The sequence below is a fragment of the Achromobacter sp. JCM 18799 genome, assembly GCF_055395645.1.
In genome coordinates, this window is the sequence record NZ_AP043866.1 from 5,384,001 (window position 1) to 5,399,396 (window position 15,396).

10 protein-coding genes are annotated in these 15,396 nt (G+C 65.9%); 4 read left to right on the top strand and 6 right to left on the bottom strand.

All coding sequences use genetic code 11. From position 1 onward, the window contains the following. Window positions 1-407: 407 nt before the first annotated feature. The 3 genes from ACZ5YA_RS25420 to ACZ5YA_RS25430 form a co-directional block, all read right to left on the bottom strand. The gene (locus tag ACZ5YA_RS25420; protein ID WP_054458346.1) at window positions 408-1,607 is read right to left on the bottom strand and encodes a ribonucleotide-diphosphate reductase subunit beta; all 1,200 of its coding nucleotides are present in this window, start codon (window positions 1,605-1,607) and stop codon (window positions 408-410) included. Window positions 1,608-1,627: 20 nt separating this feature from the next. Next, window positions 1,628-4,558 (bottom strand): ribonucleoside-diphosphate reductase subunit alpha, encoded by a 2,931-nt coding sequence (locus ACZ5YA_RS25425; RefSeq protein WP_464091400.1) that lies wholly within the window; start codon window positions 4,556-4,558, stop codon window positions 1,628-1,630. A gap of 302 nt (window positions 4,559-4,860) precedes the next feature. Further along, the gene (locus ACZ5YA_RS25430; protein WP_464091401.1) at window positions 4,861-8,367 is read right to left on the bottom strand and encodes an indolepyruvate ferredoxin oxidoreductase family protein; all 3,507 of its coding nucleotides are present in this window, start codon (window positions 8,365-8,367) and stop codon (window positions 4,861-4,863) included. 129 nt (window positions 8,368-8,496) lie between these two features. Between ACZ5YA_RS25430 and ACZ5YA_RS25435 the strand changes: the two genes are divergently transcribed. Continuing rightward, the gene (locus tag ACZ5YA_RS25435; RefSeq protein ID WP_008159001.1) at window positions 8,497-8,946 is read left to right on the top strand and encodes an Lrp/AsnC family transcriptional regulator; all 450 of its coding nucleotides are present in this window, start codon (window positions 8,497-8,499) and stop codon (window positions 8,944-8,946) included. A gap of 43 nt (window positions 8,947-8,989) precedes the next feature. Here the strand turns inward: ACZ5YA_RS25435 and ACZ5YA_RS25440 are convergent, their stop codons facing one another. Continuing rightward, window positions 8,990-9,955 carry a Bug family tripartite tricarboxylate transporter substrate binding protein gene (locus ACZ5YA_RS25440; RefSeq protein ID WP_059379048.1) on the bottom strand — a complete coding sequence of 322 codons (966 nt, stop codon included), beginning with the start codon at window positions 9,953-9,955 and terminating at the stop codon, window positions 8,990-8,992. A 65-nt stretch (window positions 9,956-10,020) separates the two neighbouring features. Continuing rightward, on the bottom strand, window positions 10,021-10,866 hold the full coding sequence (locus tag ACZ5YA_RS25445) for an alpha/beta hydrolase (protein ID WP_464091402.1): 846 nt from the start codon (window positions 10,864-10,866) through the stop codon (window positions 10,021-10,023). Window positions 10,867-10,951: 85 nt separating this feature from the next. Here ACZ5YA_RS25445 and ACZ5YA_RS25450 point away from each other — a divergent pair, with 85 nt between their 5' ends. From ACZ5YA_RS25450 to ACZ5YA_RS25460, 3 genes are all read left to right on the top strand, one after another. After that, window positions 10,952-11,851, top strand: a complete 900-nt coding sequence (locus ACZ5YA_RS25450; RefSeq protein WP_464091403.1) for a LysR substrate-binding domain-containing protein — start codon at window positions 10,952-10,954, stop codon at window positions 11,849-11,851. 189 nt (window positions 11,852-12,040) lie between these two features. Further along, on the top strand, window positions 12,041-12,547 hold the full coding sequence (locus ACZ5YA_RS25455) for a hypothetical protein (RefSeq protein WP_464091404.1): 507 nt from the start codon (window positions 12,041-12,043) through the stop codon (window positions 12,545-12,547). A 97-nt stretch (window positions 12,548-12,644) separates the two neighbouring features. Further along, the gene (locus ACZ5YA_RS25460; RefSeq protein ID WP_118932549.1) at window positions 12,645-13,844 is read left to right on the top strand and encodes an MFS transporter; all 1,200 of its coding nucleotides are present in this window, start codon (window positions 12,645-12,647) and stop codon (window positions 13,842-13,844) included. A gap of 75 nt (window positions 13,845-13,919) precedes the next feature. On the opposite strand, the gene gltX is transcribed toward ACZ5YA_RS25460, so the two are convergent. After that, entirely contained in the window at window positions 13,920-15,326 is a 1,407-nt protein-coding gene (gene gltX, locus ACZ5YA_RS25465) for a glutamate--tRNA ligase (RefSeq protein ID WP_059372855.1), read from the bottom strand. Window positions 15,327-15,396: the final 70 nt, after the last annotated feature.

Consider the following 15,396-nt stretch of genomic DNA (forward strand, 5'->3'; position numbering starts at 1 on the left):
GTTCAGGGGTCCCAGAACTTAAACCCGTGCCCCGATCCGCCAACAAGGCGCATCGTGCCCGGGCTATTCATCGGCGCAAGCCGCTGTTCTGTGCGAGCAACAGCTACTACGGTTTGCGCTAATGAATTCGGCACAGCCATTTGATATGGCCCCCGCTCCTTTGGCGCGAGCCATTTCAAATGGCGCCGGCAGGCGACCTGATCACAGACCGCCGACCGCTTGTTCTACGTGTGTTCGAATGCCCCACGCCGCGCCTTCGGCTTGCTGCCCCCGAGGGGGCGCGTTTTGCCTTGGGGCGGCCCGGTGGCAAAACACCCTGACCAGGGAGAACATCATCAAGCCTGTCGCGAACGCGACGCTCCTTGCATCTGGAGCGTGCCCGCGCCGGGCCTGATGACGTACTGCTTTTACTCCCAGCTCAGCGTGCCACCGGTTTGGTATTCGATCACGCGAGTTTCAAAAAAGTTGCGTTCCTTTTTAAGATCGATCATTTCCGCCATCCACGGGAAGGGATTTTCTTCCTGCGGGTACAGCGGTTCGATACCGATTTGCTGGCAACGACGGTTGGCGATGAAGCGCAGGTAGGATTTGAACATAGGTGCGTTCAAGCCCAACACGCCGCGCGGCATCGTGTCTTCGGCGTAAGCGTATTCGAGTTCGACCGCTTTGCGGAAGAGTTCTCGAATTTCTTCGCGGAATTCCGGCGTCCACAGATGCGGATTTTCCAGTTTGACGGTGTTGATCAGGTCGATGCCGAAATTGCAGTGCATGGATTCATCGCGCAGGATGTACATGTACTGCTCGGCGGCGCCGGTCATCTTGTTCTGGCGGCCCAGAGCCAGGATCTGCGTGAAGCCAACGTAGAAGAACAGGCCTTCCATCAGGCAAGCGAAAACGATCAGCGACTTCAGCAGCGTCTGATCGGCTTCGGGCGTGCCCGTCTTGAAGTTGGGGTCCGCGATCGCGTCGATGAACGGGATCAGGAACTCGTCCTTGGCGCGGATGGACGGCACTTCGTTGTAAGCGTTGAAGATCTCCGCTTCGTCCAGGTCCAGGCTTTCGACGATGTATTGATAGGCGTGCGTGTGGATCGCTTCTTCAAACGCCTGGCGCAGCAGGAACTGGCGGCACTCGGGCGCCGTGATGTGGCGGTAGGTGCCCAGCACGATGTTGTTCGCGGCCAGCGAGTCGGCGGTGACGAAGAAGCCCAGGTTGCGCTTGACGATGCGGCGCTCGTCCTCGGTGAGCCCGTTCGGGTTCTTCCAGAGGGCGATGTCGCGCGACATGTTGATCTCTTGCGGCATCCAGTGGTTGGCGCAAGTCGCCAGGTACTTCTCCCATGCCCACTTGTACTTGAAGGGCACGAGCTGATTGACGTCGGTCTGGCCGTTGATGATGCGCTTGTCGGCAACCTTCACGCGTTGCGAGGTGGCGGAGCCGCTGGCGGCCAAGCCAGCCGCGTGTTCAGGCGCGGCAGGCGTGGGCATGGCGGTGTCGCCGAAAACACCGGTCGCCGCCCGGACGGCGGGCGCAGCCTGCCCGCCCGCCGCGGGTGCGGGCGATTGTGCAGGTTGCGTGGCGATGGTGTCGTCTTCCCAATTAATCATGATTCATTCTCCGGAGGCGGTTATTGGCAGGCTTCGCACTCTTCGAAGCCGGGGTCGCCCGGCCGCATGGTGCAAACCGCCCCGAGAACTTCGGGTTCCGGCAAAACAGGTGCAGCAGCGACAGCAGGACCCGCGGACGGTGCGCCCGCCGAGACGGCGTTCAATTCGCCGCCGCGTCCCGTGGACTTCTCGGCGCTGGTGGCGCCAAGCGTACGCAGGTAGTAGGTCGTCTTCAGGCCGCGCTTCCAGGCCAGCTTGTAGGTGTCGTCCAGCTTCTTGCCCGACGCGCCCGACATGTAGATGTTCAGCGACTGTGCTTGATCGATCCACTTCTGGCGACGCGACGCGCATTCAACCAGCCAGCTCGGTTCGACTTCGAACGCGGTGGCGTAGAGGTCGCGGAGTTCGGAAGGTACGCGATCGATGCGGGACAGGCTGCCGTCGAAGTACTTGAGGTCGGCGACCATGACTTCGTCCCAGAGACCGAGTTTCTTCAGGTCACGCACGAGGTAATCGTTAACGACCGTGAACTCGCCGGAGAGATTCGATTTGACGTACAAGTTCTGGAAAGTGGGTTCGATGCACGCAGATACACCAATGATATTGGAAATAGTCGCGGTTGGGGCGATTGCGATGCAATTGGAGTTGCGCATTCCATGTTGTTTGATGCGCGCGCGCAACGTATCCCAATCGAGCGTGCTCGACTCATCAACTTCAACGTGACCACCGCGTTCATCGCGCAGCATCTTCAACGTGTCTTGCGGCAAGATGCCACGCGACCACAGCGAGCCTTCATACGATTGATAACGGCCGCGCTCTTCAGCGAGCAGGCTCGAGGCCCAGTACGCGTGATAGCAAACGGCTTCCATCGAACGGTCGGCGAATTCGACGGCGGACTGCGATGCGTAAGGCACGCGCATCATCTGCAGGCAGTCCTGGAAGCCCATGATGCCCATGCCCACCGGACGATGGCGCGCGTTGGAATTGCGGGCCTTGTCGACGGCGTAGTAGTTGATGTCGATCACGTTGTCGAGCATGCGCATGGCGATGCTGACCGTGCGCTTGATCTTGTCGTGGTCGAGTTCGAAACCGCCGCCGGCAGCCGGCTTCATGTGCGCGACCAGGTTCACGGAACCCAGGTTGCACACCGCGATTTCGGATTCGTTGGTGTTCAGCGTGATCTCGGTGCACAGGTTCGAGCTGTGCACGACGCCGACGTGCTGCTGCGGCGAACGGATGTTGCAAGGATCCTTGAACGTGATCCAGGGGTGGCCGGTTTCGAACAGCATCGACAGCATCTTGCGCCACAGGTTCAGCGCCGGCATCTTCTTGAAGAGCTTCAGTTCGCCGCTGGCCGCGCGCGCTTCGTAGCCCACGTAGGCTTCTTCAAAGGCGCGGCCGTACTTGTCGTGCAGGTCGGGGCAGTCGGACGGCGAGAACAGCGTCCATTCGCCGCCTTCCATGACGCGCTTCATGAACAGGTCGGGAATCCAGTTCGCCGTGTTCATGTCGTGCGTGCGGCGGCGCTCGTCGCCGGTGTTCTTGCGCAGTTCCAGGAATTCTTCGATGTCCAGGTGCCACGATTCCAGGTACGTGCAGACAGCGCCCTTGCGCTTGCCGCCCTGGTTGACCGCGACGGCGGTGTCGTTGACGACCTTCAGGAACGGCACGACGCCCTGGCTTTCGCCGTTGGTGCCCTTGATGTGGCTGCGCAGCGCGCGCACCGGGGTCCAGTCGTTGCCCAGGCCGCCGGCGTACTTGGCCAGCAGCGCGTTTTCCTTGATGGCGTCGTAGATGCCTTCCAGGTCGTCGGAGACGGTGGTCAGGTAGCACGACGACAGTTGCGAGTGCAGCGTGCCCGAGTTGAACAGCGTCGGCGTCGAGCTCATGAAGTCGAACGAGGACAGGATCTCGTAGAACTCGATGGCGCGGGTTTCGCGGTCGGTTTCGCGCAGCGCCAGGCCCATGGCCACGCGCATGAAGAACACCTGCGGCAGTTCGATGCGCGTGCCGCGGATGTGCAGGAAGTAGCGGTCGTACAGGGTCTGCAGGCCGAGGTAGCCGAACTGCAGGTCGCGCTTGGCGTTCAGGGCGTGGCCCAGCTTGGTCAGGTCATAGCTGGCCAGCTCGGGCGACAGCAGGCCGCCTTCGATGCCGCGGGCGATGAAGGTGGGGAAGTACTCGGCGTAGCGGGCGGCCATGCCGTCCTGCGAGACTTCTTCGCCCAGCACTTCCTTGCGGATCGTGTGCAGCAGCAGACGGGCGGTGACCTGGCTGTAGGCCGGGTCCTTTTCGACCAGCGCGCGCGCGGACAGGATGGCGGACTTGAACACTTCGTCGACGGGGATGCCGTCGTACAGGTTCTTGACCGTTTCCTTCAGGATCGCTTCCGTGTCGATGAATTCGGCCAGGCCTTCGCCGGCGGCTTCGATGGTGGCGCGCAGTTCAGCCAGATCCAGCGGGCGGCGCACGCCGGCGTCGGTCACGTTCAGCACGTGTTCCTGCGGGGCGGCGGCCTTTTCCTGGTTGTCGGCGGCGGCAGCGGCGGCCGCGCGTTCCTGCGTGCGCTTTTCGCGGTACAGCACGTAGGCGCGGGCGACGTCGTGTTCGCCCGAGCGCATCAGGGCCAGTTCGACCTGGTCCTGGATGTCTTCAATATGGAAGGTGCCGCCGTTGGGGCGGTTGCGCACCAGCGCGTTGACGGCCTGGCCGGTCAGGTTCTCGACCAGCTCACGCACGCGCGCGGAGGCCGCGCCCTGGCCGCCGTTCACGGCCAGGAAGGCCTTGGTCATGGCGATGGCGATCTTGTTGGGTTCGAACCCGACCACCGAGCCATTGCGGCGAATGATGTTGTAGCTGGCCCATTGCCCGCCGTTGGCGTCAGCAGGGGAATCGGTTTGGGAGGGCGGCACGGCCGAGGGCCGGGTCACAGAGGCGATCGTAGTCTGCATGGAAGCTCCTGTGCGAAAAGCGCGTAGATAGCGACATGACGGCGTCATGTCAGGTACAAAATCGGATCTTTTGAGGGGGTCGTAACGCTAGGACGGCTTAGTCCAAAAGGCGTGGCCGACGGGAATCAGCTCTTAGGCGACCACAACATATAGTGTAGCACCCCTCGTTGGACACTAATTCTAGTGATCGAGTACGACAGGGACAAGAAAAAAATAAGACGAAGTCCACAAAAGGTTGTTACCAAATGCACTAGGCGCGCCCAGCAAGGCGCGCCCAGGAAGGTGCCGCTCGGAGCGAATGTTTATGCGGTCTTCCGCAGGGGCATATCGCGCGGGGCAGGCGCCGTATAGGTTTGCATCAAGCGGCCCAACTCCGTCCGATACTTCTCGACGTTTGCAGCCTTCACGTGACCGAAGCCGCGGATGGTTTCTGCAAGGCCGGCGATTGTAGCCGCTTGGGCCAGCTTGTCGCGGGTCAACCCTGCCAGCAACTGGTCTATGGTCTGGCGGTACTCGCGCACCAGCTCCCGTTCCATCTTGCGCTCGGCGGTATGGCCGAAGGGATCGAACCAGGTGCCGCGCAAGCCCTTCAGGCGCGCCAGCATTTTCAGCGCGGTCATGGTGCGCGGGCCCAGCGTCATCTTGCGCGGCACGCCGGTGCGCGGGTCCTTGCGGGCGAAGATGGGCGGGGCCATGTGGAAGCGCAGGCTGTAGTCGCCTTCGAACTGGCCCTGCAACTGCGCCTGGAAGGAGGCGCCCGTGTAGAGCCGCGCGACTTCGTATTCGTCCTTGTAGGCCATGAGCTTGAACAGGCCGCGCGCGACCGCCAGCGCCAGGCGCGGCGTCTTGGCGTCGGGTGCCAATTCGCGCTCGCGCGCGGCGACGGCCTCGACCACGTCCTGGAACTGGCGGGCGTAGTCGGCGTTTTGATAGGCGGTCAGGTCTTCGACGCGGCGGGCGACGGCGCGCTCGAACGATTCGGGCACGTGCAGTTGCACGACCTGGGCGCGCGGGCGCAGCGCGCCTTCCAGCGCGTCGGGCTGGTGCGCCGCCAGACGGCCGCTGTCGAAGGCGGCACGGTTGGCGGCCACCGCTACGCCGTTGAGTTCGATGGCGCGGTTGATGGCGGCCTGCGACAGCGGCACGCCGCCGCGCTGCCAGGCATAGCCCAGCATGAACATATTGGACAGGATGCTGTCGCCGAACAGCGCCAGCGCGGCTTCGTGCGCGTCGATCGCGACGGTGTTGGACTCGCCCGCGGCGTGGCGGATCTTGGCCAGCAGCGCTTCGGGCCGCATGGCCGCGTCCGGGTTGCGGGTGAAGTCGGAGACCGGCGCGACGTAGCTGTTGACCGTGACCTGGGTGTGGCCGCGGCGCAGCGCGCCCAGCGAGTCCGGCGCCACGGAGGCGACCGGGTCGCACAGGATCGCGGCGTCGGCCTGCTGCCAGTCCAGGCGCACCGGGCCGGCGGGGGCGCCGGCAGGCGCCAGGCGGATATGGCTGACCACCGTGCCGCCTTTCTGAGCCAGGCCGGTCAGGTCCAGCACCGCGGCGGACAGGCCTTCCAGATGCGCCGCCATCGACACGATGGCGCCGATGGTGATGACGCCGGTGCCGCCCATGCCGGCGACCAGCAGACGATAGGGATGGTCCAGCGCAGGCATGGCCGGCAGGGGCAACTGCGCGATCAGTTTCTGCAGGCGTTCCTGGTCGGCCTTGGGCGCCGCGCTTTTCTTGGGCTTGCCGCCCATCACGGAGACGAAGCTGGGGCAGAAGCCTTCGGCGCAGGAATAGTCCTTGTTGCAGCTGGACTGGTCGATGGCGCGCTTGCGGCCATAAGGCGTTTCCAGCGGCACCACCGACAGGCAGTTCGATTGCACGCCGCAGTCGCCGCAGCCTTCGCAGACGGCGCTGTTGATCAGCATGCGGCGCGCCGGGTCGGGGAACTGGTTCTTCTTGCGGCGGCGGCGCTTTTCGGCGGCACAGGTCTGGTCGTGGATCAGCACGGTCACGCCGGGGATCTCGCGCAGCTCGCGCTGCAGCGCGTCCAGTTCACGGCGGTGGTGCACCTTGATGCCGGCGCCCAGGTCCACGCCCTGGTACTTCTCGGGTTCGTCGGTGGTGACGACGATGCGGGCCACGTTCTCGCCGCGCAGTTGCTGGCAGATGCTGGGCACCGAGATCGGGCCGTCGATGGGCTGGCCGCCGGTCATGGCCGTGGCGTCGTTGAACAGGATCTTGTAGGTGATGTTGGCCTTGGCGGCCACGGCCTGGCGGATGGCGAGATAGCCCGAGTGGTAATAGGTGCCTTCTCCCATGTTCTGGAAGATGTGCGGCATCTTGGTGTAGCGCGACAGGCCGATCCAGTCCACGCCTTCGCCGCCCATCTGCGTCAGGCCGCCGGTGTCGCGGTCCATCCAGGCGGCCATGTAGTGGCAGCCCACGCCGGACAGCGCCTGGCTGCCTTCCGGCACCTTGGTCGAGGTGCTGTGCGGGCAGCCCGAACAGAAGTAGGGGCGGCGGCGCATGCCGTCGGCGTCGTTGGACAGCGGCGCCTGGCACGCGAACACGGACAGGTCCGCCGCCAGCGGCAGGCCGGCGGCGCGGCTGAGCCAATTGGCCAGCGGCTGCGCCAGCAGCGAGGGGCGCAACTGGCCGGCCGAGGGCACCAGCGCTTCGCCGTCGAAGCCCTTCTTGCCGATGACGGTGGGGCGGTCCGGCAGGTTGAACAGCAGGTCCTTGATCTGGCTTTCGACCACCGCGCCCTTTTCCTCGATCACGAGGATGTGCGACAGGCCGCGCGCGAATTCCAGCAGACGTTCGCCATCCAGCGGCCAGGTCAGGCCGGGCTTGTAGATGCGCACCGGCGCATTGGCGGTGACGGTGTCCACGCCCAGGCGCGATAGCGCTTCCATGGTGTCCAGATGCGCCTTGCCCACCGTGACGATGCCGACAGTGGCCTTGGGCGCCGGACAGGTCAGGCGGTCGATGCTGTGGCGGCGCGCGAACGCGGCCACGGCCTTCATGCGCAGGTTCATGCGCGTCTCGATCGCCAGCGACAGGAAGTCGCGCGCGGAATACTCCAGCGATTCGGGCGGCATGTCCGGGTCCGCGGGCATGTCGTAGCGCTGGGCAGGGGCGGGAACGAACGAGTGTCCGCATTCGATGGTTTCGGACACGGCCTTGAAGGCGACCCAGGTGCCCGAGTAGCGCGACAGGGCCCAGCCCCACAGCGCGAAGGTTTCGTATTCGTCGATGGAGGCCGGGTGCACGATGGGCATCTGCCAGCCGATCAGCGAGGCCTCGCTGGAATGCGGGATGGAGGACGAGACGGCGGTGTGGTCGTCGCCCACCACCACCAGCACGCCGCCGTTGCGCGATGCGCCCGCGGCGTTGCCGTGATGCAGGGCGTCGCCGGCGCGGTCCACGCCGGGGCCCTTGCCGTACCACATGGCGTAGACGCCATCGACGTTGCGGTCGGCGCGCACGCCGGCCTGCTGGGTGCCCATGACGGCCGTGGCTGCCATGTCTTCATTGATGGCGGGCAGGAAGGTGATCTGGTTGGCGTCCAGCGCCTTCTGCGCCTTCCACATGGCCATGTCCACGCCGCCCAGCGGCGAGCCGCGGTAGCCCGAGACGAAGCCGGCCGTGTTCAGGCCGCGTTCGCGGTCCATCCGGGCCTGGGTGAGCATGATGCGCACCAGCGCCTGGGTGCCGGTCATGAAGATGCGGCCGGAGCTGCGCGTGAGGTTGTCGGCGAGCTGGTACTCGAGGTCCAGTTGGGGTTCGGCGGCGGGGGTACCGTCCATGGTGAATACTCCTGGTTTCGGCACCATGATAGGTTCGCGAGCCATCAGGTTTATTGCGTTTTTGGATCGTGCTATCCCTATAATTCGCAATGAACGTTTCGTGTTCGATAAAAACCAGGAGACTAAGCGATGGACAAGACCGATATCGGCATCCTCAAGGCCTTGCAGGAGGACGGCCGGGCCTCGGCGCAGCAGCTTTCAGAGAAGGTGGGGCTGTCGGCCGCGCCGGTGTGGCGGCGGGTGAAGGCGATGGAGGCCAGCGGGGTGATCCAGGGGTATAGCGCCCAGGTGGACCGCAGCAAGGTGGGGCTGGGCTGCATGTTCGCGCAGATCAGCCTGGAGCGGCACTCCGCCAATACGGTCGAGAACTTCGAGCGCTCGGTGCGCGACGCGCCCGAAATCCTGGAGTGCTACGCGGTGACGGGGGATTCGGACTTCCTGCTGAAGATCCTGGTCGAAAGCCCGGAGGCCTACGATCGTTTCCTGCACCGCTTCCTGTTCAACATGCCGGGCATACGGCAGACGCGCACCATTGTCGCGCTGCGCGAAATCAAGCACGAGCAGCGCCTGCCGCTGTAGATAAACGGGCCCTCTCTATATAGATATAGGGAGGGCCGTGGATTTATTGGGGTTGGATGCCCGAGATCCGGATCCATTCCTTCCAGCGTGCGGTGTCTTCCTTCACGAAGGCGTCAAAGCGCGCCACGTCCATGGATTCCGGCGTCAGGCCCAGGGCGCGCAGCTTGCCGGCGGTGGCTTCGTCCTTCACCGCCGCCTGCATGTGGGCGTTCATCTTTTCCACGATGTCCTGCGGCGTGCCTGCCGGGGCCGACAGCCCCAGCCAGCCGGCGACGATGAAGTCCGGATAGTAGGTGGCCATGGTCGGCACGGTGGGCCAGGCCGGCTGCGGCTGGGCGCCGGTGACGGCGATGGGAATCAGCCCCTTGCCGTCGATCTGGCCCATGGCGGTCAGGTAGTCGACGAAGGCGAAGTTGATCTGCTTGCCGCGCAGGTCGGTGATGATCTGCGTGATGTTCTTGTAGGCCGCGCCGGTGATCTCGATGCCGGCGCGCTGCTTCAGCAGTTCGGACGGCACTTGCGAAGACGAGCTGTAGTAGCCGAAGAAGACCTGTCCGGGATGTTGCTTGGCGTACGCGACCAGGTCCGGCACCGTGCGGTACGGGCTGTCAGGCGACACCACGCCGACCGTGCCGAAGGTGCCCAGCATACCGACCTGGCGGAAGTCCTTTTGCGCGTCGTAGGGCAGGCTCTTGTAGAGGAACTGGTTGGCCGAGTGGGTGGAGTTGGTGGACAGCAGGAAGGTGTAGCCGTCCGCCGCCGCGTTCTTGGCCGCGTTGGTGCCGACGATGCCGCCCGCGCCGGGCCGGTCCTCGACCACCACGGTCTGGCCGGTCTTTTCGCCCAGGTACTGCGCCAGGGTGCGCGCAGTGAGGTCGGCCGCGCCGCCCGCGGCGGACGGCACGATCAGGGTCACGGGTTTCTCGGGCCAGCCGGCGGCGTGCGAGGCCGCGGCCAGCAGCAGGCCGGCGCCGATCAGAGCCGGACGGATATAACGGGGTATGAACATGGTTGTCTCCTGATGGCGCGGTTGCGCGTCGTTGTCGTTGTTGTCGTTGGTATTCGGGGGGGCGATCAGTCGAACTGGCCGCGGTGCCACACCAGGATGGCGGCGGCGCTGACTTGCCACTGGTTCGCGTACATCATGCAATGCGGCTGGCCGGCAAGCACGGCGTGGGAAAAACCGAAGCGGCGCGCGATCGCCAGGTCCTGGCCGGGCGGGTGGCGGTCATGCGTGTCCAGGCCGGCTTCCAGGCACAGGCCCGGAGCGCGGATGGCGGCGGCGTCGACGGGCACGCGCAGCAGATAACGGTCGTTGAGCACTTGCGGACTTTCGGGGCACAGGCGCTGCGATACCGAAGCGACGTCGCGGTCTGGCGAGGTCGCCAGAAAGCGTGCGCGGATTTCGGCGTCGTTCGGCGCGCGGCGTGGCAGGCCTTCAGGGACGGGCGGCAGCGCTTGCGCGCCGGGCAGGTCGCCGGGCGGCGACGGCGCCAGCAGGACCACGCCCGCCACCGTCCCCTGGCTGGCGGCCAGCAGCGCGGGGAGCGCGCCCATGCTGTGGCCAATGACGACCGTGGGACGAGCCAGCGCGTCCAGCGCGCTGACGACATCCTGGCCCAGGTCGGCGATGCCAACCGACGTAAACGCCGCGTCCTGGGGCAGGGCGCCGTGGCCGCGCAGGTCCAGCGCCGCGCAGGCCAGGCCGGCGCGGGCGAAGAAATCCAGATAGTGCGCGTAGCACCAGGCGCCGTGATAAGCGCCGGGCACGAACAGCAGGCCGGGCCTGTCGTCCTGGGGATCGGCGCCGACTATCAGGCGGCCCTGGCCGGCGAGGCGCGCGGGCAATTGGTCGATGCGGCTGAAATCCAGCGGATCGGCGCGGGTGGAAAGAGGCGGGAGCAGCGAGTCGGCATTCATGGTGCGGCCATCTTAGGTGGGCTGGTGCTATCAGAAAACTTTATTTTTCATATGATTGGATAAGTTTCACTAATCGAAGTCAGTCATGCGCCCGTTGCCTGAAATTTCCATCACGCACTACCGCCACTTCCTGCTGGTGGCCGAGCTGCGCAGCTTCCGCGCGGCCGCGGCGCGAGCCTTCCGCTCGCAGCCGGCGCTGTCGCTGTCCATCCGCGAGATGGAGCAGCGCCTGGGGCAGCCGCTGTTCGAACCAGGCAACCGCGGCACGCTCACGCGTTTCGGCCAGGACTGCCTGCCGCTGGCGCGCGAACTGGTGCAGCACCACGACCGCGTGGCGGGCGCGCTGTCTGGGCTGGCCAGCAACGAGGCCGGCACCTTGACCATGGCGTCGGTTGCCACGGTGGCCACGCACTGGCTGCCGGAACTGGTGGCGACATACCGCGAGCGCTATCCGGCGGTGGCGCTGCGCCTGTTCGACGACAACTCGGAAGGCGTGGAGCGCATGGTGCTGGCAGGGGAGGCGGAGCTGGGCGTGTGCAGCCCGGTGTCACAGGACCGGCGGCTGTCCTTCGAGCCCTTGCTGCGCGACGCCTTCGGCCTGGTTTGCCATCGCGGCCATCCGCTGGCCAGGCGCAAAGCGGTGAGCTGGCGCGAGATCGAGGACCTGCCTCTGGTCGGCACCATCGCCCATCGCCAGCTCGCGGGCTATCCGCAGGCGGCCTTCATGCTGGACCGGCAGGTCTTCGTCTCCAACATGATGTCGCTTCTGGCCATGCTGGAACGCGGCGTCGGCGTCACGGTGCTGGCGCGGCTGGGCGTGCCGCCGGATTCGCGCGGCCTGGCCTTTGTGCCGCTGTCCGCCCCGCGCATCGAGCGTGAACTGGGCATCACCCGGCTGGCCGGCCGCAGCCTGTCTCCAGCCGCGGCGCGCATGGAGGAAATGCTGCGCGCGAAGGCCGCGAAACGCGGCCGCACTGTCGCTTGAAACCAACGCATTTTTGCGATTTGCGGCCATAAAACAGGCCAATTCCGGGGGCTACTGTTGCGCAATTGCACTGGTCGCGGATCGCCGTTGATTCTTCGCAAACGCCTCTTTAGAGTGCGTGATGTTTGCTGCGCGAGGGATGCGCCGGGGTGCTCGGTGCGGCGCGTCGACAGACGTGTTGAGGAAGTCATGAGCAGTGTGTATTTGCGTACGGCGGGCGTCGCCTGCGCCGTTCTGATCCTGGCCGGCTGCGCCGCCAGAAAGCCCGCCACCATCACCGAAGCCCAGCCCGCGGAACCACCCAAGCCGGTGGCCTGCGTACCCGCCAAGGCCGACGATCCCATGATAGGCACCTGGCTGTCGAACAGCCGCCCGCGCGACGTCAGCGGCGATCTGCAATCGCTGATCGTGCTGTCCGCCGATGGCACCATGGCCTATGAATCCCTGCTGAAGATCGGCCGCAAGACGCGTCCCGCGTTGCGCGAGACCGGCTGCTGGAGCGTGGCGGACGGCATCTACACGATGCAGACCACCAAGTCCGCCGGCGAACTGGTGGACGCCAACGATCCGATCTACCTGAACCGCTACCGCGTCGAAAAGGTCGAGAAGACCCGCCTGACGATGCGCGAGCTGAAAAACGGCGGCCAGGTCATGACCGCGCGCCGCATGCCCACGGGCTATCGCCTGCCCTATTGAGCGTTGCGCGGGGCGGACATTCCGCCCCGCGACAAAGCCAAGATGGCCGGGCTGCGGTAAGGTGCGGTCTTCACCCATCGCCCGCAGCCGGTCATCCATGCCTGCCCTGTCCTCCGAAGCGCGCGCCATCGCGCTGCTTGCCCTGGCCGCTTTCGTCAGCGCCAGCGCCTTCCGCATCTGTGATCCCATGTTGCCGCAGCTCGCGGCGGAATTTGGCACCACCACGGGCCAGGCCGCGCGCGCCGTGACCGCGTTCGCCGTGGCCTACGGCGTGTTGCAGATGTTCTTCGGTCCCCTGGGCGACCGCTACGGCAAGTACCGCGTCGTCAGCATCGCGACCTTTGCCTGCGCGCTGGGCAGCGCGGGCGCGGTGGCCGCAGGGTCGCTGGACGTGCTGGTGTTCTGCCGCGTCCTGTCGGGCGCGGCGGGGGCGGGCATCGTGCCGTTGTCGATGGCCTGGATCGGCGACAACGTACCTTATGAACGCCGTCAGGCCACCTTGGCGCGCTTCCTGACCGGGACCATTCTCGGCATGTCGGCGGGCCAGCTGGCCGGCGGCCTGTTTGCCGACACGGTGGGCTGGCGCTGGGCATTTGCCGCGCTGGTCTGCGGCTACCTGATAGTGGGCGTGCTGCTGTTGCTGGAAGTGCGCCGCCAGCAGGCCTCGGGCCTGGGCCAGGTGGACCCGGGCGCGGTGCGCCAGGGCTTCGTGGCGCAGGCGCGGCTGGTGCTGGGCACACCCTGGGCGCGCATCGTGCTGGCGACGGTATTCGTCGAAGGCCTGCTGGTTTTCGGCGCACTGGCCTTCGCGCCTTCCTACCTGCATGAACGCTTCGATATCTCGCTGACCGCCGCGGGCGCGCTGGTGGCCGTGTACGCCGTGGGCGGCTTGCTGTATACGGTGGTGGCCGGCCGCATCCTGAAACGCCTGGGCGAACGCGGCCTGGCGATCGCCGGCGGACTGGTACTGGGCGTGGCGTTCCTGTCGTATTTGCTAGGTCCCGTTTGGATGTGGAGCTTGCTGGCCAGCGTGCTGGCCGGTTTCGGCTACTACCTGCTGCATGCCACCTTGCAGACGAATGCGACGCAGATGGTGCCGTCGGCGCGCGGCACGGCGGTGGCGTGGTTCGCATCCTGCCTGTTCATGGGCCAGGCGGTGGGCGTGGCCGTGGCGGGCGCGGTGGTCGACGAGATCGGGCCGGGCGCGCTGTTCGGCGGCTCGGCGGCGTTGTTGCCCTTGCTGGGGGCGTTCTTCGCGCGTGCATTGAAGGTGCGCGCGGCCATCCAGCAAGCCTGAGGGAACGGCTGAAAACACCGCGGGCCTTGCTCATCCTGGAATGAGCAAGGCCCGCGGTGTTTTTGGGACAGGCGCTTAGATTGCGGCCAGGCGCTTGAGCACGGTCTGCTTGCCCAGCAGGGCCAGCACGGCGTCCACGGCCGGGGTCTGGGTCTGGCCGGTGACGGCGACGCGCAGGGGGATGGCGAGCTGCGGCATCTTCATGCCGCGGTCGGCCAGCACGGCCTTGATCAGGGCGGACAGGGCTTCGCGGGTCCAGTCGGCGTCCTGGGCGCGCTGCGCGAAGTCGGCCAGCGCTTCGCGCGCGGGCGCGGTCAGGTGCTGCTCGGCCAACTCGGCGGGCGCGCCCTTGAATTCGGCGCAGAACAGCATGGCGCCGTCGGCAAGCTGCTCCAGCGTTTCAGCGCGGTCCTTCAAGAGGCCCATGACGCCCGGCAGATCGATCTTTTCCGGATGGCCGCCGCGGTTCGCCACGCGCGGCGCCACGCGCTCGGCCAGTTCGGCGTTGTCCATCTGCTTGATGTAGTGGGCGTTGACCCAGTTCAGCTTCTTCGGATCCCACTGCGAGGCCGACTTCGACAGGTGCTTGGTGTCGAACCACGACACCAGCTGGTCGCGCGAGAAGAGCTCGTCGTCGCCGTGGCTCCAGCCCAGGCGCGCCAGGTAGTTGACCATGGCTTCCGGCAGATAGCCTTCGTTGTCGTACTCCATGACGTTGACGGCGCCGTGGCGCTTGGACAGCTTTTCGCCGTCCGGACCCAGGATCATGGGTACATGGCCGTACTCGGGCAGCGTGGCGCCCAGCGCACGCAGGATGTTGATCTGGCGCGGGGTGTTGTTGACGTGGTCATCGCCGCGCAGCACATGGGTGATGCCCATGTCCCAGTCGTCGACCACGACGCAGAAGTTGTAGGTGGGCGTGCCGTCCGGGCGCGCGATGATCAGGTCGTCGAGTTCGGTGTTGTCGAAGCTGATGGTGCCCTTGACCATGTCGTTCCAGGAGGTCGCGCCTTCCTGCGGGTTCTTGAAGCGCACCACGGGCTTGCGGCCTTCCGGGATGGCCGGCAGGGTCTTGCCGGGCTCGGGGCGCCAGGTGCCGTCGTAGCGCGGCTTGTCGCCGCGGGCGCGGGCGGCTTCGCGCATGGCTTCCACTTCCTCGGGCGAGCTGTAGCAGTGGTAGGCGGTGCCGGCGGCCAGCATCTGCGCGACCACTTCGCGGTAGCGGTCCATGCGTTGCATCTGATAGAAGGGGCCTTCATCGGGCTGCATGCCCAGCCAGTCCATGCTGTCCAGGATGGCCTGCACCGCTTCCGGCGTGGAACGTTCGACGTCCGTGTCCTCGATGCGCAGCACGAAGGTGCCCTTGTGATGGCGCGCGAAGGCCCAGGAGAACAGCGCGGTGCGGGCGCCGCCCAGATGCAGGAAGCCCGTGGGCGAAGGCGCGAAACGGGTACGAATGGGGGTAGAGGCGTTGGAAGTCATAGGTGGCAATGATAGCGGCTGCGGCGCCACAAATCGGCGTCAGGCTGGGCCCATGTCAATCGTAGGGCAG

What these genes read in the sequence shown, in the direction of transcription:
- ACZ5YA_RS25420 (WP_054458346.1), bottom strand. Translation starts at nt 1,607, where the DNA reads ATGATTAATTGGGAAGACGACACCATCGCCACGCAACCTGCACAATCG.
- ACZ5YA_RS25425 (WP_464091400.1), bottom strand. Translation starts at nt 4,558, where the DNA reads ATGCAGACTACGATCGCCTCTGTGACCCGGCCCTCGGCCGTGCCGCCC.
- ACZ5YA_RS25430 (WP_464091401.1), bottom strand. Translation starts at nt 8,367, where the DNA reads ATGGACGGTACCCCCGCCGCCGAACCCCAACTGGACCTCGAGTACCAG.
- ACZ5YA_RS25435 (WP_008159001.1), top strand. Translation starts at nt 8,497, where the DNA reads ATGGACAAGACCGATATCGGCATCCTCAAGGCCTTGCAGGAGGACGGC.
- ACZ5YA_RS25440 (WP_059379048.1), bottom strand. Translation starts at nt 9,955, where the DNA reads ATGTTCATACCCCGTTATATCCGTCCGGCTCTGATCGGCGCCGGCCTG.
- ACZ5YA_RS25445 (WP_464091402.1), bottom strand. Translation starts at nt 10,866, where the DNA reads ATGAATGCCGACTCGCTGCTCCCGCCTCTTTCCACCCGCGCCGATCCG.
- ACZ5YA_RS25450 (WP_464091403.1), top strand. Translation starts at nt 10,952, where the DNA reads ATGCGCCCGTTGCCTGAAATTTCCATCACGCACTACCGCCACTTCCTG.
- ACZ5YA_RS25455 (WP_464091404.1), top strand. Translation starts at nt 12,041, where the DNA reads ATGAGCAGTGTGTATTTGCGTACGGCGGGCGTCGCCTGCGCCGTTCTG.
- ACZ5YA_RS25460 (WP_118932549.1), top strand. Translation starts at nt 12,645, where the DNA reads ATGCCTGCCCTGTCCTCCGAAGCGCGCGCCATCGCGCTGCTTGCCCTG.
- gltX (WP_059372855.1), bottom strand. Translation starts at nt 15,326, where the DNA reads ATGACTTCCAACGCCTCTACCCCCATTCGTACCCGTTTCGCGCCTTCG.